The organism is Lysobacter sp. CC-YZS074 (assembly GCF_056739745.1).
In genome coordinates this window covers 1,793,590-1,819,306 of the sequence record NZ_CP200301.1, presented here as the reverse complement: position 1 = coordinate 1,819,306, position 25,717 = coordinate 1,793,590, and the positions used below count along the sequence as shown (strand labels likewise).

The 25,717-nt window shown below is 68.3% G+C and carries 23 protein-coding genes; 18 read left to right on the top strand and 5 right to left on the bottom strand.

Annotated features, from left to right (window positions below; genetic code table 11):
• Positions 1-5: 5 nt before the first annotated feature.
• The 4 genes from U8331_RS08155 (at position 6) to U8331_RS08140 (ending at position 5,191) form a co-directional block, all read left to right on the top strand.
• Positions 6-1,004, top strand: a complete 999-nt coding sequence (locus U8331_RS08155) for an MraY family glycosyltransferase (protein WP_481130557.1) — start codon at positions 6-8, stop codon at positions 1,002-1,004.
• Entirely contained in the window at positions 1,001-2,917 is a 1,917-nt protein-coding gene (locus tag U8331_RS08150; RefSeq protein WP_481130556.1) for a polysaccharide biosynthesis protein, read from the top strand. Before U8331_RS08155 ends, U8331_RS08150 begins: the two co-directional genes overlap by 4 nt.
• On the top strand, positions 2,917-3,816 hold the full coding sequence (galU, locus tag U8331_RS08145; protein WP_481130555.1) for a UTP--glucose-1-phosphate uridylyltransferase GalU: 900 nt from the start codon (positions 2,917-2,919) through the stop codon (positions 3,814-3,816). Before U8331_RS08150 ends, galU begins: the two co-directional genes overlap by 1 nt.
• A gap of 85 nt (positions 3,817-3,901) precedes the next feature.
• On the top strand, positions 3,902-5,191 hold the full coding sequence (locus tag U8331_RS08140) for an NAD(P)/FAD-dependent oxidoreductase (protein WP_481130554.1): 1,290 nt from the start codon (positions 3,902-3,904) through the stop codon (positions 5,189-5,191).
• Positions 5,192-5,236: 45 nt separating this feature from the next.
• Here the strand turns inward: U8331_RS08140 and U8331_RS08135 are convergent, their stop codons facing one another.
• From U8331_RS08135 to U8331_RS08125, 3 genes are all read right to left on the bottom strand, one after another.
• Positions 5,237-6,439 carry an acetyl-CoA C-acyltransferase gene (locus U8331_RS08135; protein ID WP_481130553.1) on the bottom strand — a complete coding sequence of 401 codons (1,203 nt, stop codon included), beginning with the start codon at positions 6,437-6,439 and terminating at the stop codon, positions 5,237-5,239.
• Positions 6,440-6,583: 144 nt separating this feature from the next.
• On the bottom strand, positions 6,584-8,971 hold the full coding sequence (locus U8331_RS08130) for a 3-hydroxyacyl-CoA dehydrogenase/enoyl-CoA hydratase family protein (protein WP_481130552.1): 2,388 nt from the start codon (positions 8,969-8,971) through the stop codon (positions 6,584-6,586).
• Between the two features lie 93 nt (positions 8,972-9,064).
• Complete coding sequence (locus tag U8331_RS08125) at positions 9,065-9,685, bottom strand: TetR/AcrR family transcriptional regulator (RefSeq protein ID WP_481130551.1); 621 nt, start codon at positions 9,683-9,685, stop codon at positions 9,065-9,067.
• Between the two features lie 248 nt (positions 9,686-9,933).
• Between U8331_RS08125 and ndk the strand changes: the two genes are divergently transcribed.
• The 13 genes from ndk (at position 9,934) to tadA (ending at position 23,502) form a co-directional block, all read left to right on the top strand.
• Positions 9,934-10,359: a nucleoside-diphosphate kinase gene (gene ndk / locus U8331_RS08120; RefSeq protein ID WP_481130550.1), complete on the top strand. Its 426-nt coding sequence runs from the start codon at positions 9,934-9,936 to the stop codon at positions 10,357-10,359.
• Between the two features lie 116 nt (positions 10,360-10,475).
• The gene (gene rlmN, locus U8331_RS08115) at positions 10,476-11,630 is read left to right on the top strand and encodes a dual-specificity RNA methyltransferase RlmN (protein ID WP_481132928.1); all 1,155 of its coding nucleotides are present in this window, start codon (positions 10,476-10,478) and stop codon (positions 11,628-11,630) included.
• Positions 11,617-12,459 (top strand): type IV pilus biogenesis/stability protein PilW, encoded by an 843-nt coding sequence (gene pilW, locus U8331_RS08110; protein WP_481130549.1) that lies wholly within the window; start codon positions 11,617-11,619, stop codon positions 12,457-12,459. Before rlmN ends, pilW begins: the two co-directional genes overlap by 14 nt.
• Positions 12,456-13,265 carry a helix-turn-helix domain-containing protein gene (locus tag U8331_RS08105; protein WP_481130548.1) on the top strand — a complete coding sequence of 270 codons (810 nt, stop codon included), beginning with the start codon at positions 12,456-12,458 and terminating at the stop codon, positions 13,263-13,265. Before pilW ends, U8331_RS08105 begins: the two co-directional genes overlap by 4 nt.
• Before the next feature lie 95 nt (positions 13,266-13,360).
• Positions 13,361-13,990 (top strand): YfgM family protein, encoded by a 630-nt coding sequence (locus tag U8331_RS08100; protein WP_481130547.1) that lies wholly within the window; start codon positions 13,361-13,363, stop codon positions 13,988-13,990.
• Positions 13,990-15,201 (top strand): outer membrane protein assembly factor BamB, encoded by a 1,212-nt coding sequence (bamB, locus tag U8331_RS08095; RefSeq protein WP_481130546.1) that lies wholly within the window; start codon positions 13,990-13,992, stop codon positions 15,199-15,201. Before U8331_RS08100 ends, bamB begins: the two co-directional genes overlap by 1 nt.
• A gap of 149 nt (positions 15,202-15,350) precedes the next feature.
• Positions 15,351-16,751, top strand: coding sequence for a ribosome biogenesis GTPase Der (gene der, locus U8331_RS08090; RefSeq protein WP_481130545.1), 1,401 nt, complete (start codon positions 15,351-15,353; stop codon positions 16,749-16,751).
• Positions 16,752-16,755: 4 nt separating this feature from the next.
• On the top strand, positions 16,756-17,706 hold the full coding sequence (locus U8331_RS08085; protein ID WP_481130544.1) for a molybdopterin-binding protein: 951 nt from the start codon (positions 16,756-16,758) through the stop codon (positions 17,704-17,706).
• Positions 17,707-17,778: 72 nt separating this feature from the next.
• Positions 17,779-18,903 carry a molybdopterin-synthase adenylyltransferase MoeB gene (gene moeB, locus U8331_RS08080; protein ID WP_481130543.1) on the top strand — a complete coding sequence of 375 codons (1,125 nt, stop codon included), beginning with the start codon at positions 17,779-17,781 and terminating at the stop codon, positions 18,901-18,903.
• Between the two features lie 106 nt (positions 18,904-19,009).
• Positions 19,010-19,930, top strand: a complete 921-nt coding sequence (folD, locus tag U8331_RS08075; protein WP_481130542.1) for a bifunctional methylenetetrahydrofolate dehydrogenase/methenyltetrahydrofolate cyclohydrolase FolD — start codon at positions 19,010-19,012, stop codon at positions 19,928-19,930.
• Positions 19,931-19,988: 58 nt separating this feature from the next.
• Positions 19,989-21,446 carry an IMP dehydrogenase gene (guaB, locus tag U8331_RS08070; RefSeq protein WP_481130541.1) on the top strand — a complete coding sequence of 486 codons (1,458 nt, stop codon included), beginning with the start codon at positions 19,989-19,991 and terminating at the stop codon, positions 21,444-21,446.
• Between the two features lies 1 nt (position 21,447).
• Positions 21,448-23,013 (top strand): glutamine-hydrolyzing GMP synthase, encoded by a 1,566-nt coding sequence (guaA, locus tag U8331_RS08065; RefSeq protein WP_481130540.1) that lies wholly within the window; start codon positions 21,448-21,450, stop codon positions 23,011-23,013.
• A 24-nt stretch (positions 23,014-23,037) separates the two neighbouring features.
• Positions 23,038-23,502 carry a tRNA adenosine(34) deaminase TadA gene (tadA, locus tag U8331_RS08060; protein ID WP_481130539.1) on the top strand — a complete coding sequence of 155 codons (465 nt, stop codon included), beginning with the start codon at positions 23,038-23,040 and terminating at the stop codon, positions 23,500-23,502.
• Here tadA and U8331_RS08055 read toward each other — a convergent pair.
• The gene (locus U8331_RS08055; RefSeq protein ID WP_481130538.1) at positions 23,499-23,927 is read right to left on the bottom strand and encodes a DUF2721 domain-containing protein; all 429 of its coding nucleotides are present in this window, start codon (positions 23,925-23,927) and stop codon (positions 23,499-23,501) included. The two genes, tadA and U8331_RS08055, sit on opposite strands and share 4 nt — an antisense overlap.
• Positions 23,928-24,028: 101 nt before the next feature.
• Between U8331_RS08055 and orn the strand changes: the two genes are divergently transcribed.
• Positions 24,029-24,607, top strand: a complete 579-nt coding sequence (gene orn, locus U8331_RS08050) for an oligoribonuclease (RefSeq protein WP_481130537.1) — start codon at positions 24,029-24,031, stop codon at positions 24,605-24,607.
• A 129-nt stretch (positions 24,608-24,736) separates the two neighbouring features.
• Here the strand turns inward: orn and U8331_RS08045 are convergent, their stop codons facing one another.
• Positions 24,737-25,621 carry a mechanosensitive ion channel family protein gene (locus U8331_RS08045; RefSeq protein ID WP_481130536.1) on the bottom strand — a complete coding sequence of 295 codons (885 nt, stop codon included), beginning with the start codon at positions 25,619-25,621 and terminating at the stop codon, positions 24,737-24,739.
• Positions 25,622-25,717: the final 96 nt, after the last annotated feature.

The window sequence follows — 25,717 nt, the reverse complement described above, 5'->3', positions numbered from 1 at the left end:
CGCCGATGCTGGGATGGCTGTTCCTTCATGCCGGTATCGGCGCCGGCGGTACATGGCTGGCGCGCGGCTATGCGCTGCATCGTGACCTGCTGGACCACCCCGGGGAGCGCCGCAGCCATGCGGTCGCCACGCCGCGTGGCGGCGGGATCGCGGTGGTGCTGGCGCTGCTGGTGGCGGCGATCGCGCTGGGTTTCCGCGAGCCTTCGCAGCGTCCGGTCCTGATCGCATTCGCCGCGGCACTGGCGCTGGTCGCGGGCATCGGCATGGCCGACGACCACCGGCCGCTTTCGCCCTGGTGGCGGCTGTCGGTGCACCTGCTGGCGGCGCTGATGTTCGCCGGGGTGCTGCAGTTCGTGTACGGGCAGTGGTGGCTGTCGCTGGTGGCGGTACTCGCGACGCTGGCGCTGACCAACATCTGGAACTTCATGGATGGCATCAACGGCATTGCCGCGAGCCAGGCGCTGCTGCTCGGTATTGCGCTGGCATGCACCGGGACCGGTACGTGGGCGTGGCTGGCGCTGGCGCTGGCGGCGGCCTGCGCGGGCTTTCTGCCGTTCAACTTTCCGCGCGCACGGATATTCCTGGGTGACGTCGGCAGCGGCGCGGTTGGCTTCGCGATAGCGGCCATGGCGGTCATGACCGCCGCCGGGCGGGGCACCGGTCCGGGCATGGCGCTGCTTCTGCCGTTGTCCGCCTTCCTCGTGGATGCGGGCCTCACCCTCGCGCGTCGGGTGGTCCGGGGAGAGCGCTGGTGGCTGCCGCACACCCAGCACGCGTACCAGGTGTGGGCGAGGCGGTCGGGTCACGCGTTCGTCACATCGGCTTATGTCGCATGGACGGTGCTGGGCACGTTGGCGATGGTTGTAGTGCTTCGTGCCGGAGTGTCGTTCACCACGCTCCTGGTGGCATGTGCCACCTGGTACGCGGTGACCGGCCTGGCATGGCTCGGTCTGCAGGGGCCACGCCCCGGAAACAGCTACAAGACGGACAAGGACAGCGAATGAAGGTTTTGCGCGACCGATGGTCGAGCGCCGCACCGCGCGTTGCGGTGGTGGTGCACGACCTCGCCATGGTCTGGCTGGTATGGCAGGGGCTGCACCGGCTGCGCTTCAGCGTCCTGCCGAACCCGCCCCATCTGCCGCTGTGGTCGCCGGAGATCGCGCTGGTGCTTGTCGCCCAGGGCCTGGTCTTTTGGCAGGTCGGCCTCTACCGAGGGCTGTGGCGGTTTGCCAGCGTTCCGGACCTGTGGAACATCTTCAAGGCCTGCGCCCTCGGCCTGTTCGCGATTGTCCTCGGCCTGTTCCTCTACAACCGTCTGGACCTGGTATCCAGAACGGTCCTCGTGCTCTATCCACTGGTGCTCATGGGCCTGCTGGGCGCGCCGCGGCTCCTGTACCGGGCGTGGAAGGACAGCCGGCTGGAACGTGGCGGAGAGACTCTCGTCCGGATCCTCATTCTCGGCGCCGGTCACGCCGGCGAGGCGCTGGTGCGCGACCTGCGGCGTTTCGGCACCTACCAGCCGGTGGGCTTCCTGGATGACGCCTCGCGGCTGCGCGGTACCAAGGTCCAGGGTGTGCCGGTGCTGGGACGGGTGGAGGACGTCGCCGAGATCGCGCGCGAGACCGCGGCGCGGTTGCTGGTCATCGCCATGCCATCGGCGGACGCCGATGCCATGCAGCGCGTGGTGATGGCCTGCGAGCGTTCCGGATTGCCGTTCCGCATGGTCCCGCGCCTGCGCGACGTGCTCGAAGGGCGGTCGCTCCCGGGCGAACTGAAGGAAGTCGCCATCGAGGACCTGCTCGGTCGTCAACCGGTGCTGCCCGACTGGAAGTCCATCCGCGGCTGGCTGGGCGCGCGATCGGTGCTGGTGACCGGGGCGGGCGGTTCGATCGGGTCGGAGCTGTGCCGCCAGTGTGCGCGCCATGGTGCACGCCGGATCACCCTCGTGGAACTGGATGAGCTGTCGTTGATCACGTCGGAGGCCACGCTGCGGCGTGACTTCCCGGATCTCGAGTACATCCCGGTGCTGGGTGATTGCGGCGACCCGGCGGTGATCTCGTTCGCGCTGGAGCAGGCGCAGCCGGAGGCGGTGTTCCATGCCGCCGCCTACAAGCAGGTGCCGCTGCTGGAGAGCCAGGTCCGCGAGGCCGTCCGCAACAACGTGCTCGCCACCGAAACGGTCGCCCGGGCCTGCCGCGAACGCGGGGTCGGCACCTTCGTGCTGATCTCCACCGACAAGGCGGTCGACCCCGGCAACGTGCTCGGCGCCACCAAGCGTTTGGCCGAGATGGCCTGCCAGGCACTGGCCGACCAGCGCGGCACCCGGTTCGTGACGGTGCGTTTCGGCAATGTCCTCGACTCGGCCGGCAGCGTGGTGCCGCTGTTCCGCGAACAGATCCGCAATGGCGGCCCGGTGACGGTGACGGACCCGGAGGTCACGCGCTTCTTCATGACCATCCCCGAAGCCTGCCAGCTGATCCTGCAGGCATCGGCGATCGGCAGCCACGAGGCCATCTACACGCTCGACATGGGCGAGCCGGTGCCGATCCGGGTGCTGGCCGAGCAGATGATCCGTCTTGCCGGGAAGCAACTGGGGCGTGATATCTCGATCGCCTACACCGGGCTGCGTCCCGGCGAGAAGCTGCACGAGACGTTGTTCCACGCCGACGAGCGTTATCGCGCCACCGCGCACCCGAAGATCCTGCAGGCCGAGCCACGCGCGGTATATGCCGATGTGGTGGATGCGGGGATGCAGCGCCTGCGCGACGCCTCCGTCCGCTACGACCTGGAGACGCTGGGCCGGGTGTTGCGCGAGCTGGTGCCGGAGTTCCACCCGATCGGCAAACACCCGCATGTCTCCCGGACGGGTTCGGCGACGGTGGTCACTCTCCCCCTACGATCCGCCAGGAAGGTCTGATGTCCCAACGCATACGCAAGGCCGTGTTCCCCGTGGCCGGCCTCGGTACCCGTTTTCTCCCCGCCACCAAGACTGTTCCCAAGGAGATGCTGCCGATCATCGACCGGCCGCTGATCCAGTACGCCGTCGACGAGGCGATCGAGGCCGGCTGCGACACCCTGATTTTCGTCACCAACCGTTACAAGCACGCGGTGGCCGACTACTTCGACAAGGCCTACGAGCTCGAGCAGAAGCTGGAACGCGCGGGCAAGCAGGAACAGCTCGAACTGGTGCGCAACGTGCTGCCCGAAGGCGTCCGCGCGGTGTTCGTCACCCAGGCCGAGGCACTGGGCCTCGGCCACGCGGTGCTGTGTGCCGAGCCGGTGATCGGCGACGAGCCATTCGCGGTGATCCTGCCGGATGACCTGATCTGGAACCGCGGCCCGGGCGCGCTCAGCCAGATGGCCGATGCGGCCGAGGCCACCGGGGCCAGCATGATCGCGGTGCAGGACGTGCCCCGCGAAAAGACCGCCAGCTACGGCATCGTGGCCACCGAGGGCTTCGCCGAACGGCGCGGGCGGATCCAGGCGATCGTCGAGAAGCCCCAGCCGGCAGACGCCCCCAGCACGCTGGCCGTGGTCGGGCGCTACGTGCTCAACCCGCGCATCTTCGAGCTGCTCGAGAGCACGCGTCCGGGCGCCGGTGGCGAGATCCAGCTGACCGACGCGATCGCCGCGCTGCTGCAGCAGGAGCCGGTGAATGCCTTCCGCTTCCAGGGCACCCGGTTCGACTGCGGCACCCACATCGGGCTGATCGAGGCGACGATCCGCTACGCCCTCGACCACGAGAAGCTCAGCGACGCCGCGCAGCAGCTGATGCAGGACTCACTCCGCGAGCTGGGCGTCACCGAGCTCGAGTAGGGCGCCCATGGCGATCGCCGTCGCCGACGCGAGCAGCGGCGGCTCGGCGGTTGACTTGTCGCCGCGCGGGCGGCTGACTCGCCGGATGGCGACTTCCTACTACCAGACGACACTGGACCCGCGCGTCCCGCATTCCAGCCTCGAAGGTCCGATCGATACCCGTGTGTGCGTGGTCGGCGGCGGCTTTGCCGGACTCAACGCCGCGTTGGGGCTGGTCGAGCGCGGCGTGCGCGACGTGGCGGTGATCGAGGCCGAGGAGATCGGCCACGGCGCGTCCGGTCGCAACGGCGGCTTCGTCTTCGGCGGCTTTTCGCTGGGCGAAGCCGCATTGCAGGAACGGCTGGGACCGGCGCGGGCGCGGGACCTGTACGCCGGCACGCTGCAAGCCGTCGACCTCATCCGCGCGCGGATCCGCCGGTACGGGATCGACTGCGATCCCGTCGATGGCGGGGTGGTGTGGGCCAACTGGTTCCGAGACCCCGAAGTGCTGCGGGCCCGCCAGCGCCTGCTCGCCGAGCATTACGGCGCCGAGTGGGAGTGGCTGCCGCGCGAGCAGTTGCGCCGGATGATCCATAGCGACCGCTACGGCGACGGCCTGCTGGAGCGCCGCGCCTTCCACTTCCATCCATTGAAGTACGTCGCGGGCCTGGCTGAAACGCTCGCCGGCGCCGGCGTGGCGCTGCACGAAAACACCCCGGCGGTTTCACTGGAGAAGCGCGGGCCACGATGGCGGGTGACCACCCCCGGTGGGGAGATTCTCGCCGACCAGGTCGTGCTCGCCTGCGGCGGCTACCTCGCCGGCCTGCGCGCGCGGGTCGACGCGGGCGTGATGCCCATTGCCACGTACGTGATGACGACGGAACCGCTGGGCGCGCGGATGGGCGAAGTGATGTCGACCCGGGCCGCGGTCTACGACAGCCGGTTCGCCTTCGACTATTACCGTCCGCTCCCCGATTCCCGACTCCTCTGGGGCGGTCGCATTTCGGTGCGCGACCGTTCGCCGACGACGGTGGAGCGCGTGCTTTACCGCGACATGCTCAAAGTGTTTCCGCAACTGCACGGCGTGCGGATCGAACACGCCTGGTCGGGGCTGATGAGTTACGCCCGGCATCAGATGCCGCAGGTCGGCCGGATCGAACCTGGGCTGTGGCTGGCCCAGGCCTTCGGAGGGCATGGCGTCGCACCGACCACGTTCGTCGGCGAGCTGCTTGCCGCGGCAATCGCCGACGGCGATGGGCGTTGGCGCGAGTTTGCCGACTTCGGGCTGGTCTCTGCGTGGAAGCCCGCGGGATTCGCCGCCGCGCAGCTCGGTTACTGGTGGGCGGAAGCGCGCGACGCGTGGAAGGACGCGCGCGAGCGAACCCTCGGCCGTTGACGGAAACGGCGCCATCCGGCGCCGCCTCCGTCGTTCCGGCCGAAGTCAGAGCGCTTCGAACACGCCGGCCGCGCCCATGCCGGTGCCGATGCACATCGTTACCAGACCGTACTTCTGCTGGCGGCGGCGCAGGCCGTGGATCGCGGTTGCCACACGGACGGCACCGGTGGCGCCCAGCGGATGGCCGAGGGCAATCGCGCCGCCCAGCGGGTTCACCTTGTCGGGATCGAGTCCGGAGTCCCGGATGACCGCCAGCGCCTGCGCGGCGAAGGCCTCGTTCAGTTCGATCCAGTCCATCTGGTCCTTGGTGAGACCGGCCTGCTTGAGTGCTTTCGGGATGGCTGCGATCGGACCGATGCCCATCACTTCGGGCCGAACGCCCGCGACCGAGAAACTCACGAACCGGGCCAACGGCGTCAGTCCGTAGTCCTTGATGGCCTGTTCCGACGCCAGCAGCACCGCACCGGCGCCATCGGACATCTGCGACGCGTTGCCGGCGGTGACGCTGCCACCGAACTGCCCGTTGCGGAACACCGGCTTGAGCTTCGCCAGACCATCCAGCGTGGAGCCCGGCCGCGGACCCTCGTCGGTGTCGACCAGGGTCTTCTTCAGCCGGATCGTGTTGCCGCCGAGGTCGGGGACGTGCGACACGACCTCCAGCGGGCTGATCTCGTCTTTGAATTCGCCGGCTTCGATGGCCTTGAGTGCCTTGAGGTGCGAGTCGAGCGCGAACGCGTCCTGGTCCTCCCGGCTGACGTTCCATTCCTCCGCGACCTTCTCGGCGGTAATCCCCATGCCGTAGGCGATGGCGACGTGGTCGTCCTTGAAGACGGAAGGGGAGAGGGCGACCTTGTTGCCCATCATCGGCACCATCGTCATCGACTCGGTGCCACCGGCCAGCATCAGGTCGGCGTTGCCCAGCCGGATCTGGTCGGCGGCCAGTGCGACCGCCTGCAAGCCCGACGAGCAGAACCGGTTGATGGTCTGGGCCGCGATCGTGTCGGGCAGGCCGGCCAGCAGCAGGCCGATGCGAGCGACGTTCATGCCCTGTTCGCCCTCCGGCATCGCGCAGCCGATGATCGCGTCCTCGATGCGGTTGACGTCGATGCCCGGTGCCTGGGCGACCACCGACCTGAGCACGTGGGCGAGCATGTCGTCGGGGCGGGTGTTGCGGAATGCGCCGCGCGCCTTCGCCACCGGCGTGCGGGTGGCGGCGACGATGTAGGCGTCCTGGATCTGTCTGGTCATGGATTGACTCCGGATTCGGTGGTGTTTACCGGCACATGGATGTGCCGGCGCGGCGTCGCGCGGCGACGTCGCGGCCTCTGGCGAAAACCACGCTTTTCGCCATAGGCGAAGAAGTCGCGGCAGGATGCCCGATCTTCTTCATGGTCAATTACGCAGCGGCTTGCCGGTCTTGAGCATGTGGGCCACGCGGGCCTGGGTCTTGGGCATCTGGGCGAGCGCCACGAAGTGCTCGCGCTCGAGCCGCAACAGCCACTCCTCGTCGACCACCGAATGGCGATCGACCTCGCCGCCGCAGAGGACGGTGGCGATGCGGGTGGCGATCTCGTAGTCGTGTTCGGAGATGAAGCGGCCCTCCAGCATGTTCACCAGCAGCATCTTGAAGGTCGCGATGCCGACGTCGCCGGCGACGCGGATTGCCCGCGCAGGCAGCGGTGGCCGGTAGCCCGACTCGGCCAATGCGAGCGCCTGCGCCTTGGCGACGTGCAGCAGTTCGAACGCGTTGAACACCACCACGTCGTCCTTGCGCGCCAGTTGCAGGTTCCTGGCCTCGAACGCGGAGGTCGAGACCTTGGCCATCGCCACGGTCTCGAACACGGTCTTCAGCTCGGCGAACACGTCGCCATCCGTGCCCGCCGCCTGGGAGGCGCGCACGGCCAGCTCTTTCAGGCCGCCGCCGGCCGGCAACAGCCCGACACCGGCCTCTACCAGCCCGATGTAGCTTTCCAGGCCAAGCACCGTGCGCGCGGCATGCATCTGGAACTCGCAACCGCCGCCCAGCGCGAGGCCACGCACCGCGGCCACCACCGGCACCAGCGAGTACTTGATCGCCTGGCTGGTGCGCTGGAAGTTGGCGACCATCGCGTCGAAGCCCTTGATGTCCCCGGCCTGCAGCAGCCCGAGCGCACCGGAGAGATCCGCACCGGCCGAGAACGGCTCCTTCGGTTGCCAGATCACCAGCCCGCGGAAGTCACGCTCCGCGATGCGGATCGCCTCCTGCAGCCCATCGAGCACCTGGTCGGACACGGTGTGCATCTTGGTCTTGAAACCGACCACCGCGATGTCGTCATCCACGCCGTCGACCTGGTCGACCCACATCCGGACGCCGTCGTTCTCGAACACCGTGCGGCCCTGCGAGAACTTCTCCCCCAGCAGCGCATCGGGGAAGCGCTGGCGCGCGTAGACCGGGTTGGCCGAGCGCGGCACCAGGGCATCGCGGCCCGGGCTGTAGCTGCCGGCGTTGGAGTGCACGCCTTCGCGACCGTCGAAGACCCAGTCGGGGAGGGTGGCGTTGCTCATCGCGTCGCCCGACACGATGTCCTCGGCGATCCACTCAGCGACCTGCTTCCAGCCAGCGGCCTGCCAGGTTTCGAACGGCCCGACCGACCAGCCGTAGCCCCAGCGCATCGCGAAATCGACGTCGCGCGTGGTCTGGGCGATGTCCTTGAGGTGGTAGGCGCTGTAGTGGAAGGTGTCGCGGAAGCAGGCCCACAGGAACTTCGCCTGCGGGTGGTCGCTGGCGCGCAGGGCGGCGAACTTCTTCGCCGGATCCTTCTCCTTCAGCAGGGCGGCGACGGCGGGGTCGAGTTCCGGATTCGAGGGGCAGTAATCCTGCGCCTGCAGGTCCAGGACGAGGATGTCCTTGCCCTTCTTCGTGTAGAAGCCCGCGCCGGTCTTGGCGCCGAGCGCTCCCTTGTCGACCAGCCCGGCCAACCATTTCGGCGCCTGGAAGTACTTGTGCCACGGGTCGTCGGGCAGGGTGTCGGCCATCGTCTTGATGACGTGGGCCATGGTGTCCAGACCGACCACGTCGGCGGTGCGGTAGGTGGCCGACTTCGGCCGGCCGATCGCAGGTCCGGTCAGCGCGTCGACGGTATCGAAGCCGAGCTTGAACTGGGTGGTGTGATGCATTGCGGCCAGCATCGAGAACACGCCGATGCGGTTGCCGATGAAGTTGGGCGTGTCCTTGGCGATGACCACGCCCTTGCCGAGCGTCGTGGTCAGGAAGGTTTCCAGGCCTTCGAGTACATCGGCGTCGGTGCTGCGGGCCGGGATCAGTTCGGCCAGGTGCATGTAGCGCGGCGGGTTGAAGAAGTGCACGCCGCAGAACCGGTGGCGCATCTCCTCGGGCAGCACTTCGGCGAGCTTGTTGATCCCCAGCCCGGACGTGTTGCTGGCCAGCACGGCGTGCGCGGGCACGTGCGGGGCGATCTTGCGGTACAGGTCCTGCTTCCAGTCCATGCGCTCGGCGATGGCCTCGATGACGAGATCGCAACCGGCCAGCTGTTCCAGCCCGGTCTCGTAGTTGGCCGGCGTGATGCGGCCCGCCAGCGACCTGTCGGCGAGCGGCGCCGGGCTGAGCTTGCCGAGGTTCGCGATCGCCTTGCGCACGATGCCGTCGGCGTCGCCGTCCTTGGCCGGCAGGTCGAACAGCACGGTGTCGACGCCCGCGTTGGTCAGGTGGGCGGCGATCTGGGCACCCATGACGCCGGCGCCGAGGACGGCGGCTCGCCTTACAAGCAGTTTCTTAGCCATTCCATGTAACTCCATGAAAAATAAGTTCAGGGCGACCCGATGGAGGCGCGCCGGGCGGGTACTGCAGTGGTCGCGGAAAGCCCGGTGACCGGCTCAACTCTTGAAGCCTGCCGCGGCAAAACGGATCAGTTCGCGCGCGGCGCGTTCGCGGTGGGCCTTTTCGGCGACTCCCGCCGGACGCTTGATCAGCCCGAAATCGGCCATCGCATAGGTGAGCGCGCCGGCGAGGAAGTCGAGCCGCCAGTAGAGCTCTTCCTTGCTCAGTTCCGGCACGCAGCCGGCGATGGCCCGGGCGAAGTCGCGCAGGACGTGGCCGTAGTGATCGGACAGGAACTTGCGCAGGCTGTCGTTCTTCTCGGCGTAGGCGCGGGCGACGACGCGGACAAAGGCCGCGCCGCCGTGCTTGTCCTGGGCCAGTGCCAGTGCCGGCTCGACGAACGCCGCGAGGATCGGTTCCAGTTCACCCGGGTGCTGTCGCACCGCGGCCTCCAGCGCGCCCAGACGCTGCGCGCTCATGTCGTCCATGCGGCGCCGGAACACTTCGTTGACCAGGTTTTCCTTGCTGCCGAAGTGATAGTTGACCGCCGCGATGTTGACGTCGGCGCGGCTGGTGACCTGGCGCAGCGACGTTCCGGTGAAGCCGAACTGGGCGAACAGTTCCTCGGCGGCGCCGAGGATGCGGTCCTTGGTGGAGAAAGGGGTCGTGGCGGCCATTCGGGTCGACGTGGGAAGAGGTGGAAGGCTGAATCAAACGCTTGTTTGATGCTACGTCCGCCGGGTCGCGGACGTCAATCGGCCGGTTCGTGAACAACCCGTCGCGGGTACTGCAAACGGGACCGGCAATCCGGTAGCATTACTGCAGCCATATCGGCTAAACCCGCGTCCTGTCGCGGGTTTTTCTGTTATCATCGGGCGCGACCCTCGGGAGAGAAGGTTGCGGCCCGCCTACCCGGAGATATCCCATGGCGCTGGAGCGCACCCTTTCCATCATCAAGCCCGATGCGGTCGCCAAGAACGTGATCGGCGAGATCTACACCCGCTTCGAAAAGGCCGGCCTGAAGGTCGTCGCCTCGAAGATGAAGCACCTGTCCAAGGCCGAGGCCGAAGGTTTCTACGCCGTCCACCGCGAGCGTCCGTTCTTCGGCGCGCTGGTCGAGTTCATGATCTCCGGCCCGGTGATGATCCAGGTGCTCGAGGGCGAGGGCGCGGTGCTCAAGAACCGCGACCTGATGGGTGCCACCAACCCGAAGGACGCCGCCGCCGGGACCATCCGCGCCGACTTCGCCGACAGCATCGATGCCAACGCGGTGCACGGTTCGGACAGCTTGGAGAACGCCGCGATCGAGATCGCCTACTTCTTCCCGGCGACCGACGTCTACGCACGCTGATACTCCGCAACACCGAGCAGGCCATGACCCGCAACCGCGACAACACCATCGACATCGCCCTCGCCACGTCATCAGGCGAGGCGGGTGTCACGGTGCCAGCCGTGGCTGCCCCGGACATGGCCGCCGCGGCGGGGTCGAAGAAGAACATCTTCGACCTCGACCGCGTCTCGCTGGAGGACTTCTTCGAGAACGTTCTCGGCGAAAAGCGCTACCGCGCGCATCAGGTGATGAAGTGGATCCACCACCGCTACGTCACCGATTTCGACCAGATGACCGACCTCGGCAAGGCGCTGCGCGCCAAGCTGCACGAGCACGCCGAAGTGCGGGCGCCGATGGTCATCCACGAGAAGCCTTCCGCCGACGGCACCATCAAGTGGCTGATCGGCATGGACCCGAAGAACGCCATCGAGGCGGTCTACATCCCCGACAAGGGGCGCGGCACGCTGTGCGTGTCCAGCCAGGTCGGCTGCGCCCTCAATTGCCAGTTCTGCTCGACCGCGACCCAGGGCTTCAACCGCAACCTGACCACCGCCGAAGTGATCGGCCAGGTCTGGATCGCCGCCCGCCAGCTCGGCAACCTGCCGCACCAGCAGCGCAAGCTCACCAACGTGGTGATGATGGGCATGGGCGAGCCGCTGATGAACTTCGACAACGTCGTGCGCGCGATGAGCATCATGCGCGACGACCTCGGCTACGGTCTGGCCAACAAGCGCGTGACCCTGTCGACGTCCGGACTGGTGCCACAGATCGACCAGCTCGGTCAGGCCAGTGACGTCTCGCTGGCAGTGTCCCTGCACGCGCCCAATGACCAACTGCGCACCGAGCTGATCCCGCTCAACAGGAAGTATCCGATCGCCGAGCTGATGGGGGCCTGCGAGCGCTACGTCAAGCGCAAGCCGCGTTCGTCGATCACCTTCGAGTACACCCTGATGAAGGGAGTCAACGACCAGCCGCACCACGCGCGCGAACTCGCGCGGCTGATGCGCCGGTTCGAGAACGCGGTGCAGATGAAGGACGCCGCGAAGGTCAATTTGATTCCGTTCAATCCGTTCCCGGGCACCCGTTTCGAGCGCTCATCGGAAGACGACATCCGTGCCTTCCAGAAGCTGATGCAGGAGGCGCGCGTGCTGACCACGGTGCGCCGCACCCGCGGCGACGACATCGACGCCGCCTGCGGCCAGCTCAAGGGACAGGTAATGGATCGCACGCGCCGCCAGGCCGAGTTCCGCAAGGCGCTCGCGGCGCAGGAGGCGGGCGATGCTGCCGCCTGAGCGCGGATACCGGGGACGCGTTCGGGCCGTGGCATGGGTGTGTGCGATCTCGCTGATCACCGTGGGGTGCAGCCGGCTGACATTCATCAAGCCCGACCTCGGTCGCGGCGATTTCGAACGGACCTCCCCCGAACTCGACATCACCACCGACGATCGCAGCGAGGGATCGGGGGCGGCCAGGGTGGTGGTGCAGCACGGGCAGGTCGCGTTTACCCAGGGCAAGATCGACGACGCCCGCCGGCTCGCCGAACAGGCGCTCGAACTGGATCCCGGTTCCGCCGCCGCGCACACCCTGCGCGCCGTGGTCGCCGACCGCGAGGGCGACTTCCGCCTGGCAGGACGGCATTACCAGCGCGCAGTCGAGTTGGCGCCGTACCTGGGCGGCATGCACAACAACTACGGCACCTGGCTGTGCGCCAACGGACGCGAGGAAGAGTCGCTCCAGTGGTTCGAGCAGGCACTGGCTGATCGCAACTACCCGACGCCCGCGGCAGCGCTCGCCAATGCCGGCGCCTGCGCCGGGAAGGCGGGGGCGGCGGAGCGTGCGGTACGGTACCTGGACGCGGCACTCGAGATCGACCCGGTCAATCCGGTCGCGCTGGCGGCCATGGCGGAGCACGAATTCCGCGCGGGCCGGGCGTTTCAGGCGCGGGCGTTCTCCCAGCGCCGGCTGGCCGCAGCCCCCGCGGACGTCGCCTCGTTGGTGCTTGCGTCACAAATCGAACAAAAACTCGGCGACACGGAAGCCGCCGATCGCTACGTTCAACGACTGCGGGCGGAGTTCCCGGCGGCGTCGGGCTCCGGAACAGGGGATGACGGTAAACGATGATGCAGTCGAACCAGGTCGCGCCGCCGGATGGCGTCGATAGCTGTGGCACCCGGCTCAGGGAGGCACGGGAGCGGGCAGGGCTTACGCGCGAGCAGGTGTCCGCCCGGCTGAAGATGCCGGTACGCGTCATCGATGCGCTCGAGAATGACGACTGGCAGCGCATCGGTGCCGCGGTGTTTGTCCGCGGACAGTTGCGCAGCTACGCCCGCCTGCTCGGCATCGACCTCGGGCAGGATCTGCTCCGCGCCGAGGTCGGCGCAGTCACCCCGCCCGAACTGGTCAGCCACAGCCACACTCCGCGGTACCGCCGCATGTTCGAGCAGACCATGCGTCGCGCGGTCTACATCGCCATTACCGCGGTGATCGCGGTACCGGTCTGGCTCGCCACCCGCCCGCACCTGTCCAACGACTTGCATGTGCAATCGCTGGACGTGCCGGCTTCCACGACCACCGCCGCCGCGCCGCCTGCGCGAGCGACGACTCCCGAGCGCACGCCGGTGATCGCGTCGATGGCCTCCATGCGAGCGCCATCGGCCGAGGCGCCCGCGTTGTCGATGTCGTTCGACGGCGAGAGCTGGGTCCAGGTCTTTGCACCGGATGGGCGCTCGATTGAACAGGGCCTGCTGGCGGCCGGCGAACAACGCACCTACGACCGGGGCGAAGTCGGTCGCGTGGTGCTCGGCAACATTGCCGCGGTAGAGGTGCTGCGGGAGGGTGAGCCGGTGGACCTCGAGCCGTTCAGCCGCGCGAATGTAGCGCGCTTTACGCTATCCTCTGACGGTTCCCTCGCGCCGGTCGTCGACTGACCCGCGACGGGTCCGAACCCCACCGGCCCGCCTCGCGGGCTCGTCCGTAATCAATCGACTCCGGCCGGCGGCCGGGGCGGGATAGCAGCTTCCGCATGGCAATAGACGATCCGCTCGACGAACACGAACAAAGCGAACGCGTCCTGGAGTGGTTGCGCAGCAACGGCGCAGGGCTCATTGGCGGCGTTGTCCTCGCACTGGCCGCCATCGGAGGATGGAAGTGGTGGCAGCAGCACCAGCGGCAGCAGGAACTGGCCGCGGCCGATAGCTACCAGGCTGCGATTACCGCGATCGAGCAGGGCGACGAACACGCCGCCAGCAAGGTGCAGGCCCTTGGCGAAGGCGTCTTCGCGAATCTTTCCAGCCTTGAGTTGGCCGCCGCACAGGTGTCCGCGGGAAATGTCGAGCAGGCGATCGCCACGCTGCGCGCGATCAGGCCGGCCGATCCGGCGGTGGCGGATATCGTCAACCAGCGCCTGGCGCGCTTGCTGATCCAGACCGAACAGGCCGAGGCCGCGCTGGAGCTGTTGGACGGCGCGTCCACCGCGGCGGCGCTCGAGGTCCGCGGTGATGCCAGTTTCGCGTTGGGGCAGCGCGACCAGGCGCGCGAAGCCTACGGCCAGGCGCTGGCCAGGCTGGACGTGGCCTCTCCGCAGCGCCGCGTGCTTGAACTCAAACTCATGGAGGTGGGCGGCTCGCCTGCCCGTACCGAGGCACAGTCTTGATGAAGCCCGCATCGACCCCGCGCGTCCGCCGCGTTCCTTCGGTTTCCTTGCCGGTCCGCGCGTCGGCGCTCGCGCTGTGCGTGCTGGCGCTGGCCGGCTGCAGCACCGTCAAGGGATGGTTCGACGGCAAGGACGACGACCAGACCGAACCCGCCAAGCTGACCGACATCACTCCCACCATCAGCGTCACCGAGCTCTGGTCGGCCGATGCCGGCAAGGGCGAGGGGAGCCTCGGTGCGCTCCAGCACCCCGCAATCGCCGACGGTCGCGTGTACGCGGCGGCGGTCGAAGGCGGTGTGCACGCGTTCGATCTGCAGACCGGCAGCCGTGTCTGGAGCTTCGAGAGCGACCTGGCCCTTAGTGGCGGGCCCGGCGTAGGCGAGAACCTGGTGGTGGTCGGCAGCCTGGACGGCGATGTGATCGCGCTCGATGCGGCGTCGGGCGAGGAAAAGTGGCGTGCCGAGGTCGGCAACGAGGTCATCGCGGCCCCGGCGGTGGGTCTGGGCATGGCGTTCGTCCGCTCCAACGACGGCCGGATCACCGCCTTCGACGCGGCCACGGGCGAGCGGCGCTGGTTCTGGAACCACGACGTGCCCTCGCTGTCGGTGCGTGGCAATGATGCGCCGGTGCTCGGTCCCGGCTACGTGTTCGCCGGCAACGACGACGGCACCGTGACCGCGCTCGCCGCGGCGGACGGGCGGCCATTGTGGGAGCAGGCGGTCGGCCAGCAGGAAGGGCGCACCGAGCTGGACCGCATGGCGGACGTCGATGGCACCCCGGTGCTCGACAACACCACGCTGTTCGCCACCAGCTTCAAGGGGCGCACCATGGCGATCGACGCGCCGACGGGGCAGCCGATGTGGGTGAGCGACCAGGGTGGTCCGGGCCAGGTGGCCGCGGCGCCTAGCGTGCTGGTGGTGACCGAGCCGGGTGGAACCGTCTATGGCCTGGAGAAGCGCAGCGGCAGCGCCTTGTGGAGCCAGCCGGCACTGCTGCGTCGCAACGTAACCGCCCCCGCGATCCACGGTGGTTACGCGGTGGTCGGCGACTACGACGGCTATCTGCACTGGCTCGACCTCGGCACCGGCGAGTTTGCCGCGCGCGAGCGTGCAGGCGGTGACGCCCTGCGGGCGGCACCGGTGGTGGCCGGCGACATCCTCGTCGTGCAGGACGTCGACGGGGAACTGAGCGCCTTCCGCATCGCCCAGTAATTCACGGGTGCACACCGGCCGGCGGTCGACGATGGGCCAAACGCCCATTCGACCGCCGGTTTCGTTTCCACGGTTAACATCATGTCCGGTCTGGCGCCGGCTTCCCGGCCGGGTACTCCGGACCACCCGCCCATCAACCGGCTGATCCCATGCTTCCGCTCGTCGCGCTCGTTGGTCGTCCCAACGTCGGAAAATCCACCCTGTTCAATGCGCTTACGCGTACCCGCGACGCGCTGGTCCACGACCAGCCGGGCGTGACCCGTGACCGCCACTACGGCGTGTGCCGGCCCGAAGGGCAGCGGCATTTCGCGGTGGTCGATACCGGCGGCATCGCCGGTGAGGACGAGGGGCTGGTCGGGGCGACCACCCGGCAGGCTCGCGCGGCCGCCGCGGAAGCCGACCTGGTGCTGTTCATCGTCGACGGTCGCGAAGGCGCCTCCGCGCTGGACGACGAGATCCTCGCCTGGCTGCGCAAGGCCGCGCGTCCGACGGTCCTGGTCGTCAACAAGACCGATGGCATCGACACCGCCGCGGCCTTGAGCGACTTCGCCCGTTACGGGTTCAGGGATGCGGTCGCGACGTCCTCCGCCCACCGGCAGGGTATCGACGACCTCATCGACGAAGTGGTCGGCCGGTTGCCGGAGGAGGGCGCTTCGCCCGAGCTCGACACCGATCCATCCCGCGTCCGTGTCGCCTTCATCGGCCGTCCCAACGTCGGCAAATCGACGCTGGTCAACCGGCTGCTTGGCGAGGAGCGCATGATCGCTTCCGACGTGCCCGGCACGACCCGGGACTCCGTGGCGATCGACATGGAGCGCGACGGACGCCGATACCGGCTGATCGACACCGCGGGGCTGCGGCGCAAGTCGCGGGTCGACGAGGCGGTCGAGAAGTTCTCCATCATCAAGACCCTCCAGGCGATCGAGCAGTGCCAGGTCGCGGTGGTGATGCTCGACGCCAGCGAAGGCGTGACCGATCAGGACGCCAGTGTGCTCGGCTACGCCCTCGATGCCGGCCGGGCGCTGGTGGTGGCGGTGAACAAGTGGGACGGATTGACCGACTACCAGCGCCAGCAGGCCGAGGCCCTGCTGGCCCGCAAGCTCGGTTTCGTCGACTGGGCCGAGGCGGTCCGGATCAGCGCCAAACATGGTTCGGGGCTGCGCGAGCTGTTCGGCGCCATCCACCGCGCCCACGCTTCGGCGACGCGGGAGTTCAGCACCAGCGAGATCACCCGCGCAGTGGAAATCGCCTACGAGACCAATCCGCCGCCGGTGGTGCGCGGCCACGTGGCGAAGCTGCGTTTCGCCCATCCGGTGGCCAGCAACCCGCCGACGTTCGCGATTCACGGCAACCGGCTGCGTACCCTCAGTGATACCTACAAGCGTTACCTGGAGAACTTCTTCCGGAAGCGTTTCAAGCTCGTCGGCACGCCGGTGCGGTTCGTCTTCAAGGAAGGCAGCAACCCGTACGAAGGCAAGAAGAACGTGCTGACCGACAAGCAGGTCGCCAAGAAGCGGCGCCTGATCCGGCACGTCAAGCGCGGGAAGTGAGGCCGTGAAGTCGCCGGCGGCCGGGCTGTCTTTCGGCGAGGCGCTCGCGACGATCCGCCAGGTGGCGGCCGACCACCGGCTCGAGGCCGAGGTCCTGCCGCTGTCGCGGTGCCACGGGCGCGTACTCGCCCACGACGTGTTCGCGCCCGCCCCGCATCCGGACACGCCGCCCGGAGACCGGTGGGTCATGGGGCAGGGTGAGTGGCTTGGTCCGCTGCAGATGGGCCGGTTGGCTGCGGCGGGAGTGTCATCGCTGACGGTTTCGCGCAAGCCGACCGTGGCCCTCTTCACCCTTGGCGACACGCTGGTCGAGCCGGGCCTGCCGCTTGCCCAAGGGCAAGCCCATGTGGGCAGTCGCGAGCTGTTGGTGGGTCTCCTGCGTGCCGAAGGGCTGGAACCGACCGCCTGGCCGCTGTTGGCCGACGAACGGCGGCCGGTCGAAGTGGCGTTGCGCGACGCCGCGTGCGCTTTCGACCTGGTCGTTACCTGCGGCGGCGCTCCGACTCACAGTCAGGACGGGCGGGGCCACGTGGCCGCCGTGGTGGAGGAGTTCGGTCGGCTGCATTTCCATGGCATTCGCACCGGCAACGCCGAGTCGACGGTGTTCGGTAGCCTGGACCAGGTCCGGCTGCTCGGTTTCCCGTCCGACGCCGACACGGTGACCCCGATCTGGCTGACGCTCGGCCGCGCGCTTGTCGATGGACTTCAGGGGCGGACAGCGCTGCGGACGCGCATGCGTGCCCGGCTGTTGCACGCGGTCGAAGGTGTCGACGGCGTCCTCGGGTTCGTGCCCGGTCGCCTGGTCGCGGCTGACGACGGCCTCGCGGTGGAATCAGTCGGACGCATCCCGCCTGGGTGGCCGGACGCACCCGTCCGCCTCGATGCCGACGCATGGATCGCGACGGACGGCCGTTCGCTGCCGGCGGGCAGTATCGTCGACCTCGTCCATCCCTGATCCCGCCCGTCCCGGAAGCGCTGGTCCGCGCCGTCGCCGCCGCTTGCCGGCCAATCGCGGATAATGCCCCGCATGTCCGTTGAAACCATCTCTCCGGCCGAAGCACGGCGGCGGCAGCTCGCCGGCGCTGTGCTGATCGACGTGCGCGAACCCTACGAACGTGCGCTCGGCATGGCGGAAGGCGCGCTGGGCGTAGCGCGCGATGAGCTCGAGCGCGATCCGGGCGCGACGCTCGGCGCACCCGGCCGGCCGGTGCTGCTGATCTGCGAACTGGGCGCCCGTTCGTTGCAGGCCGCGCAGGCGTTGCGCGAATCCGGCTACGATGCGGCATCCGTCGACGGCGGAACCCGCGGATGGCAGGCCGATCGCCTCCCGCTGGTGCTTCCGGCGGGCGACCACGACTTCCACGAGCGCTATTCGCGCCACCTGCGCCTACCGGAGGTGGGCGAGGCGGGGCAACGACTGCTGCAGCGGGCGACGGTGGCCCTGGTCGGCGCCGGCGGACTCGGTTCGCCGGCGGCGTACTACCTCGCCGCGGCCGGTGTCGGTACGCTGATGATCGCCGACGACGACATCGTCGATCGCAGCAATCTGCAGCGCCAGATCCTGCACACCGAGTCGCGGATCGGGCAGCCCAAGGTGGAATCGGCGCGGATCGCGCTGTCGGCGCTGAATCCCACCGTGGACATCGTCGGCATTCCCGAGCGCATCACCAGTGACAACGTGGAGCGGCTGATCGGCAACGCCGATGTGGTGCTCGACGGCGCGGACAACTTCGCGGTGCGCTACCTGCTCAACGACGCCTGCGTGAAGCTCGGCAAGCCACTCGTCTACGGCGCTGTGCACCGCTTCACCGGCCAGGTCAGCGTGTTCGATGCCGGTCGCCAGCGCGGCATGGCGCCGTGTTACCGCTGTCTGTTCCCCGAGCCACCGCCGCCGGAGGCCGCCCCCAACTGCAGCGAAGTGGGCGTGCTGGGGGCGGTGCCGGGCGTGATCGGAATGCTGCAGGCGACGGAAGTGATCAAGCTGATCCTCGGCCTCGGACAGCCGCTGGCCGGACGGCTGCTGAATTTCGACGCGCTGTCGATGCGGTTCCGCGAAACCAGGCTGCCGCCGGATCCCGATTGTCCGGTGTGCGCGGCAGGACGCCCGTTCCCCGGATATATCGACTACGCGGCCCTCTGCGCCGGCCGCTGAGGGACTGGTCGGCGACGGGCGGCCACGTCGGCGATCTCATCGGGCGGGGCAACAGGCGATAGGCGATAATCCCCGGCCCGTTCCGAACGCAGGCCCCCGAACGCGCATGACGGCTTCCTCGTCCGCCACCATTTCCTCCGCTTCCGTGGCTGCAGCCGGAGGGGCGGCCCGGGCCCGCATCCTCGACGGCAAAGGCATCGCCGAGGACCTGCTCGACAACCTCAAGGCGCGCGTGGACGCACGCGTGGCCGCGGGCAAGCGTCGGCCGGGGCTGGCCGTGGTGCTGGTGGGCAACGACCCCGCTTCGTCCGTGTACGTGCGCAACAAGCGCCGGGCCGCTGAAAAGGTCGGTATCCGCGCGATCGACTTCGACCTGCCCGAAGACACCTCCGACGAGCAGTTGCTGGCACTGATCGACCGGCTCAACGCCGATCCGGAGGTGCACGGCATCCTCGTCCAGCTCCCGTTGCCGGACCGTCGCGACGCCACCGCGCTGATCCACCGGATTTCGCCGGACAAGGACGTCGACGGCTTCCATCCCGAGAACGTCGGCCATCTGGCCCTGCGCCAGTTCGGCCTGCGGCCGTGCACGCCGCGCGGCATCACCACGTTGCTGGCGTACACCGACCGGCCGGTGCGCGGCGCCAGCGCCACCATCGTCGGCGTGTCCAACCACGTCGGGCGGCCGATGGCGCTGGAGCTGCTGATCGCCGGCTGCACCACCACCTGCTGCCACAAGTTCACCCCGCCCGAGGTACTGGAGGCGGCCGTGCGCGGCGCCGACATCCTGGTGGTCGCGGTAGGGCGCCCGCAGCTGATCCCCGGCGAATGGGTCAAGCCCGGGGCGGTGGTGATCGACGTCGGCATCAACCGTCTCGACGACGGCCGGCTGGTGGGGGATGTCGGCTTCGCGGCGGCGGCCGAGCGGGCCAGCTGGATCACGCCGGTTCCGGGCGGCGTGGGTCCGATGACCGTCGCCACCCTGATGCAGAACACCCTGGAAGCGGCCGAGGCCGCGGATCGATAGCACTCCGGGAGCGGCGGACGCGGTACAATGACGCGCTTCATCCTCCCCGGGCCCGCCCATGCTGCGCATCCAGGCTGAAGCGCTGACCTTCGACGACGTATCGCTCGTCCCCGCGCACTCGACCGTCCTGCCCAAGGACGTTTCCCTAGCCACCCGGGTCACCCGCGACCTGACCATCCGCCTGCCGATCCTGTCGGCGGCGATGGATACCGTCAGCGAAGCCCGCCTCGCCATTGCGATGGCCCAGCTGGGCGGGCTCAGCATCATCCACAAGAACATGACGCTGGCCGCGCAGGCCGCGCAGGTCGCGCAGGTGAAGACCTTCGAGGCCGGGGTGATCAAGTCGCCGTTCACGGTGGCCCCCGAAACCAGCATCGCCGACGTGCTCAAACTCACCCGCGAGCGCAACATCTCCGGCGTGCCGGTGGTGGACGGCGGCCGGCTGGTCGGCATCGTCACCAGCCGCGACATGCGCTTCGAGACCCGGCACGACGATCCGGTCCGCCACATCATGACCAAGAAGGACCGGCTGGTGACGGTGAAGGAGGGGGCCTCCGACGACGAGGTGCTCGGCCTGCTGCACAAGCACCGCATCGAAAAGGTGCTGGTGGTCAACGACGACTTCGAGCTGCGCGGCCTGATCACCGTCAAGGACATCCAGAAGAAGTCCGACAATCCCAATGCCGCCTACGACACCAGCGAGCGGCTGCTGGTGGGTGCGGCGGTCGGCGTCGGCGGCGACACCGAGGCGCGCGTGGAGGCACTCGCCGCGGCTGGCGTCGACGTGGTGGTGGTCGACACCGCGCACGGCCATTCGCAGGGCGTGCTGGAGCGCGTGCGATGGGTCAAGAAGAACTTCCCCCAGCTGCAGGTGATCGGCGGCAACATCGTCACCGGCGATGCGGCGCTGGCGCTGATGGACCACGGCGCCGACGCGGTGAAGGTCGGCGTCGGCCCGGGTTCGATCTGCACCACCCGCATCGTCGCCGGCGTCGGCGTGCCGCAGATCACCGCGGTCGACATGGTCGCCGAGGCGCTGCAGGACCGCATCCCGTTGATCGCCGATGGCGGCATCCGCTATTCCGGCGATATCGGCAAGGCGCTGGTGGCCGGAGCGTCGACGGTCATGGTCGGAGGGCTGTTTGCCGGCACCGAGGAATCGCCCGGCGAAACCGAGCTGTTCCAGGGCCGCAGCTACAAGAGCTACCGCGGCATGGGCAGTCTGGGCGCGATGGAGCAGGGGTCCAAGGACCGCTACTTCCAGGACGCCAGCGACGCCGACAAGCTCGTGCCGGAGGGCATCGAAGGCCGGGTGCCGTATCGCGGCCCGCTGCGTGGCGTGGTCCACCAGCTCGCCGGCGGCCTGAGGGCAACCATGGGCTACCTGGGCTGCGCGACCGTCGAGGAGATGCGCAAGAAGCCGCAGTTCGTCCGCGTCACCAACGCCGGCACGCGCGAGAGCCACGTGCACGACGTGCAGATCACCAAGGAACCGCCGAACTACCGCGCCGGCTGACATGACCGACATCCATTCCGACAAGATCCTGATCCTCGATTTCGGGGCGCAGTACACCCAGCTGATCGCCCGCCGCATCCGCGAAATCGGCGTCTACTGCGAGATCTGGGCCTGGGACCACGACCCGTCCGAGATCGCCGCCTACGGGGCCAAGGGCATCATCCTGTCGGGCGGCCCCGAGTCGACCACGCTGCCGGGCGCCCCGCGCGCGCCGCAGGAAGTGTTCGACAGCGGTCTGCCGATCCTCGGCATCTGCTACGGCATGCAGACGCTGGCCGCGCAGCTGGGCGGTTCGACCGAGGCCGCCGACGCGCGCGAGTTCGGCCATGCCGAAGTCGCGCTGGTCGCCCACGACGCGCTGCTCGGCGGTCTGTCCGACCACGGCGGCGAGCCGCGCCTGAATGTCTGGATGAGCCACGGGGACCACGTGGCCACCGCGCCGCCGGGCTTCACCGTCACCGCGAAGACCGACCGCATTCCGGTCGCGGCGATGGCCAACGAGGACAGGCGCTGGTACGGCGTGCAGTTCCACCCGGAGGTCACCCATACCCTGCAGGGCCAGACCCTGCTGCGCCGGTTCGTCACCGAGATCTGCGGCTGCCAGACGCTGTGGACCGCCGCCCACATCATCGAGGACCAGATCGCCCGCGTGCGCGAGCAGGTCGGCAGCGACGAGGTGATCCTCGGCCTGTCCGGCGGCGTGGACTCCTCGGTCGTCGCCGCGCTGCTGCACAAGGCGATCGGCGAGCAGCTGACCTGCGTGTTCGTCGACACCGGCCTGCTGCGCTGGCAGGAAGGCGACCAGGTCATGGCGATGTTCGCCGAGCACATGGGCGTCAAGGTGATCCGGGTCGACGCCGCCGACCGCTACTTCAAGGCGCTCGAAGGCGTCAGCGATCCGGAGGCCAAGCGCAAGATCATCGGCAACCTGTTCGTCGAGATCTTCGACGAGGAGGCCGGCAGGCTGGCCAACGCCAAGTGGCTGGCGCAGGGCACGATCTACCCCGACGTGATCGAGTCGGCCGGCAGTAGGACCGGCAAGGCCCACGTCATCAAGAGCCACCACAACGTCGGCGGCCTGCCCGAGCACATGAAGCTCGGCCTGGTCGAGCCGCTGCGCGAGCTGTTCAAGGACGAGGTGCGACGCCTGGGGGTCGAGCTCGGCCTGCCGGAGACGATGGTCTACCGCCATCCGTTCCCGGGCCCGGGGCTGGGCGTGCGCATCCTCGGCGAGGTCAAGCGCGAGTACGCCGAGCTGCTCGGCAAGGCCGACCACATCTTCATCGACGAGCTGCGCAAGGTGGGTCTTTACGACAAGACCAGCCAGGCCTTTGCTGTATTCCTGCCGGTCAAGTCGGTCGGCGTGGTCGGCGACGCCCGCGCCTACGAGTGGGTGATTGCGCTGCGCGCGGTCGAAACCATCGACTTCATGACCGCGCACTGGGCGCACCTGCCGTACGAATTCCTCGGCAAGGTGTCCAACCGGATCATCAACGAGCTGCGTGGTGTTTCCCGCGTCGTCTACGACATCAGCGGCAAGCCACCGGCAACGATCGAGTGGGAGTAAGGCGTTCCGCCACCGCCTGACGCCATGGACGAACACTGGATGCGCCATGCGCTCGCGCTCGCCGAACGGGCCGAGCGCGAGGATGACGAAATCCCGGTCGGCGCGGTACTGGTGTCGAGCGATGGCGACATCATTGGCGAAGGCTGGAATCGCAACATCACCGAGCACGACGCCACCGCACATGCGGAGATCGTCGCATTGCGGCAGGCCGGCGGCCGGCTTGGCAATCACCGGCTGCTCGGCAGCACCCTCTACGTGACCCTCGAGCCGTGCGCGATGTGCGCGATGGCAATGGTCCACGCGCGCGTGGCGCGGGTGGTGTTCGGTGCCTTCGACCCGAAGACCGGGGCGGCCGGCAGCGTGTTCGACCTGCTGGCCGATCCGCGCCACAACCACCGGGTCGATGTGCTCGGCGGTGTACTCGGTGGCGAAGCCGGGACGATGCTGCGCAACTACTTCCGCCGCAAGCGCGGCAAGCCGCCGCTTTAGCGGGTCCGCGAACGCGCGCGTGCGTGGGAGCGGTCCATCTCCTCGTTGAGAATGGCCACGGCAATCGTCGATTCGCGCGACAGCATCAGGCTGGAGGCGAACAGCCCCAGCACCCCGAGTACGGCGAAGGTGGTCGGGAGCACCCCCGCCCGGAACGGGACGAAGGCATCCAGGGCCACCACCAGGCTGGTGCCGACGAAGCAGCTCAGCGACAGGTAAAGCATCTGGTTGGCGCGCAGGATCAGGCCACTGCGGCGGCGCTGGCGTGAGATCCGGTAGTCCAGCCAGCGCAGTTCTTCCTCGTCGGTCGCCTGCTCCATGTCCTTCATCAGCTGGCGCAGCCGATCCACGACCCGCGCCAGCCGGTTGCTCGCCGAAATCAGCAGCGAGCCGGTGGCCGTCAGGAAGAAGGCTGGCGCGAGCATCGCCGTCAGTACTGCGTAATGGGGGTCGCTTGAGATCACTGTAGCCGCGGCAGTGACGGAGTCGTGGGCTATCATGCCGCGTCACGTAGGGAACGGCGAGCATGGGCACGAAGGCAGGGAACGAACAACGGTTGATCTGGATCGATCTGGAGATGACCGGCCTGGACACGGACAACGACTCGATCCTCGAGATCGCCACCGTGGTGACCGACGCCAACCTGGACGTGCTTGCCGAAGGGCCGGAGTTGGCGATTCGCCACCCGCTGCAGCGGCTCGAGGCAATGGACGACTGGAACCGCAACCAGCATCGCAAGTCCGGCCTCTGGGCGCGCGTACTGGAGCAGGGGGTCGCCATGGAGGACGCCGAGGCGCAGACGCTGGCCTTTCTCGCCGAGTGGGTGCCGGCCAACGCCTCGCCGATGTGCGGCAACTCGATCTGTCAGGACCGCCGCTTCCTGCACCGGCTGATGCCGCGGGTCGAGCAGCATTTCCACTACCGGAACCTCGATGTCAGCACCATCAAGGAGCTGGCGCGCCGGTGGGCGCCCGAGGTACTGGCCGGGGTCGGCAAGGAAGCCAAGCACACGGCGCTGAGCGACGTGCACGACTCCATCGCCGAGCTGAAACACTATCGCTTCTTCATGGGCCGGCTGGGCGGGCTGGATACGTCCGGCGTCTAGAACGGCAGGGGGCGTGGCTGGCTCTCCCTGCTTGCGCTTTCTGTAGGAGCGGCTTCAGCCGCGATTATCAAGCGGGGCAAAACGCCGCTTCCGATCGCGGCTGAAGCCGCTCCTACAGAAACCCCGTGGCTAGTCGCGCTCCTGCCGCGGTGACGGCAGTTGGCCGAACTCGCCCGGTCCGACCGCGCCGTCGGCCACGTGGTGATACATGTGCACATCGCGCTGCGGGAACGGAATGCTGATCCCGGCGGTATCGAACGCCTTCTTGATCGCCTCGTTGAGGTGCACCTTGACCGCGAACCAGTCCGCGTTGGCGGTGTGGCAGCGGACGCCGAGGTTGACGCTGTTCTGTGCCAGCTCGTAGACCACGACGTCCGCGGCGGGCTCCTCGAGTATTCGCGGATCGGCGTTGATGATTTCCATGATCACCGCGCGTGCCTGGTCGATGTCATCGTCGTAGCCGATGCCGATGACCAGCTCGACCCGACGTCGCACGTCGGGCGTCGAGTTGATGATGGAGTCGGTGGTGACCAGGCTGTTGGGCAGGACGATGGTCTGGTTGTCGGCGCCGCGAAGCCGGGTCTGGAAAATGCTGATCTCCTCGACCGTGCCGCCTTCGCCGTTGATGGTGACCACGTCACCGACGCGGAACGGCTTGAGGGTCACCAGCATCACCCCCGAAGCGATGTTGGACAGCGAGTCCTTCAGCGCCAGGCCGATCGCCAAGCCTGCCGCGCCGAGCACGGCGAACGCCGAGGTCATCGGCACCTCGAACACGCTCAGCACCGTCAGTGCGAGCAACACCAGCAGCGCCACGTACGCGACCTTCTTGAGGAACTGCACCGCGGTGGGTTCGACGTGGGTGTTGACGAGCGCGCGTTCGGCAATGTTCACCAGCCATTTCGCCAACCGCATGCCGATGACGAGGATCAGCAGCGCAGCGGCAATCTTCAGCCCCCATCCCACCAGGAACGCACGCCAGTCGATCCCCTCGAAGTTGCCGAACCACGTCATGCCCGTCTCCTCGTCCGCAAATGCGACGCCCCGCTGGGGCGGGGCGTCCGGTTGTGCATTCATGGTAAGGCCGGCGCGTGACCGGCCTGTGGTCGG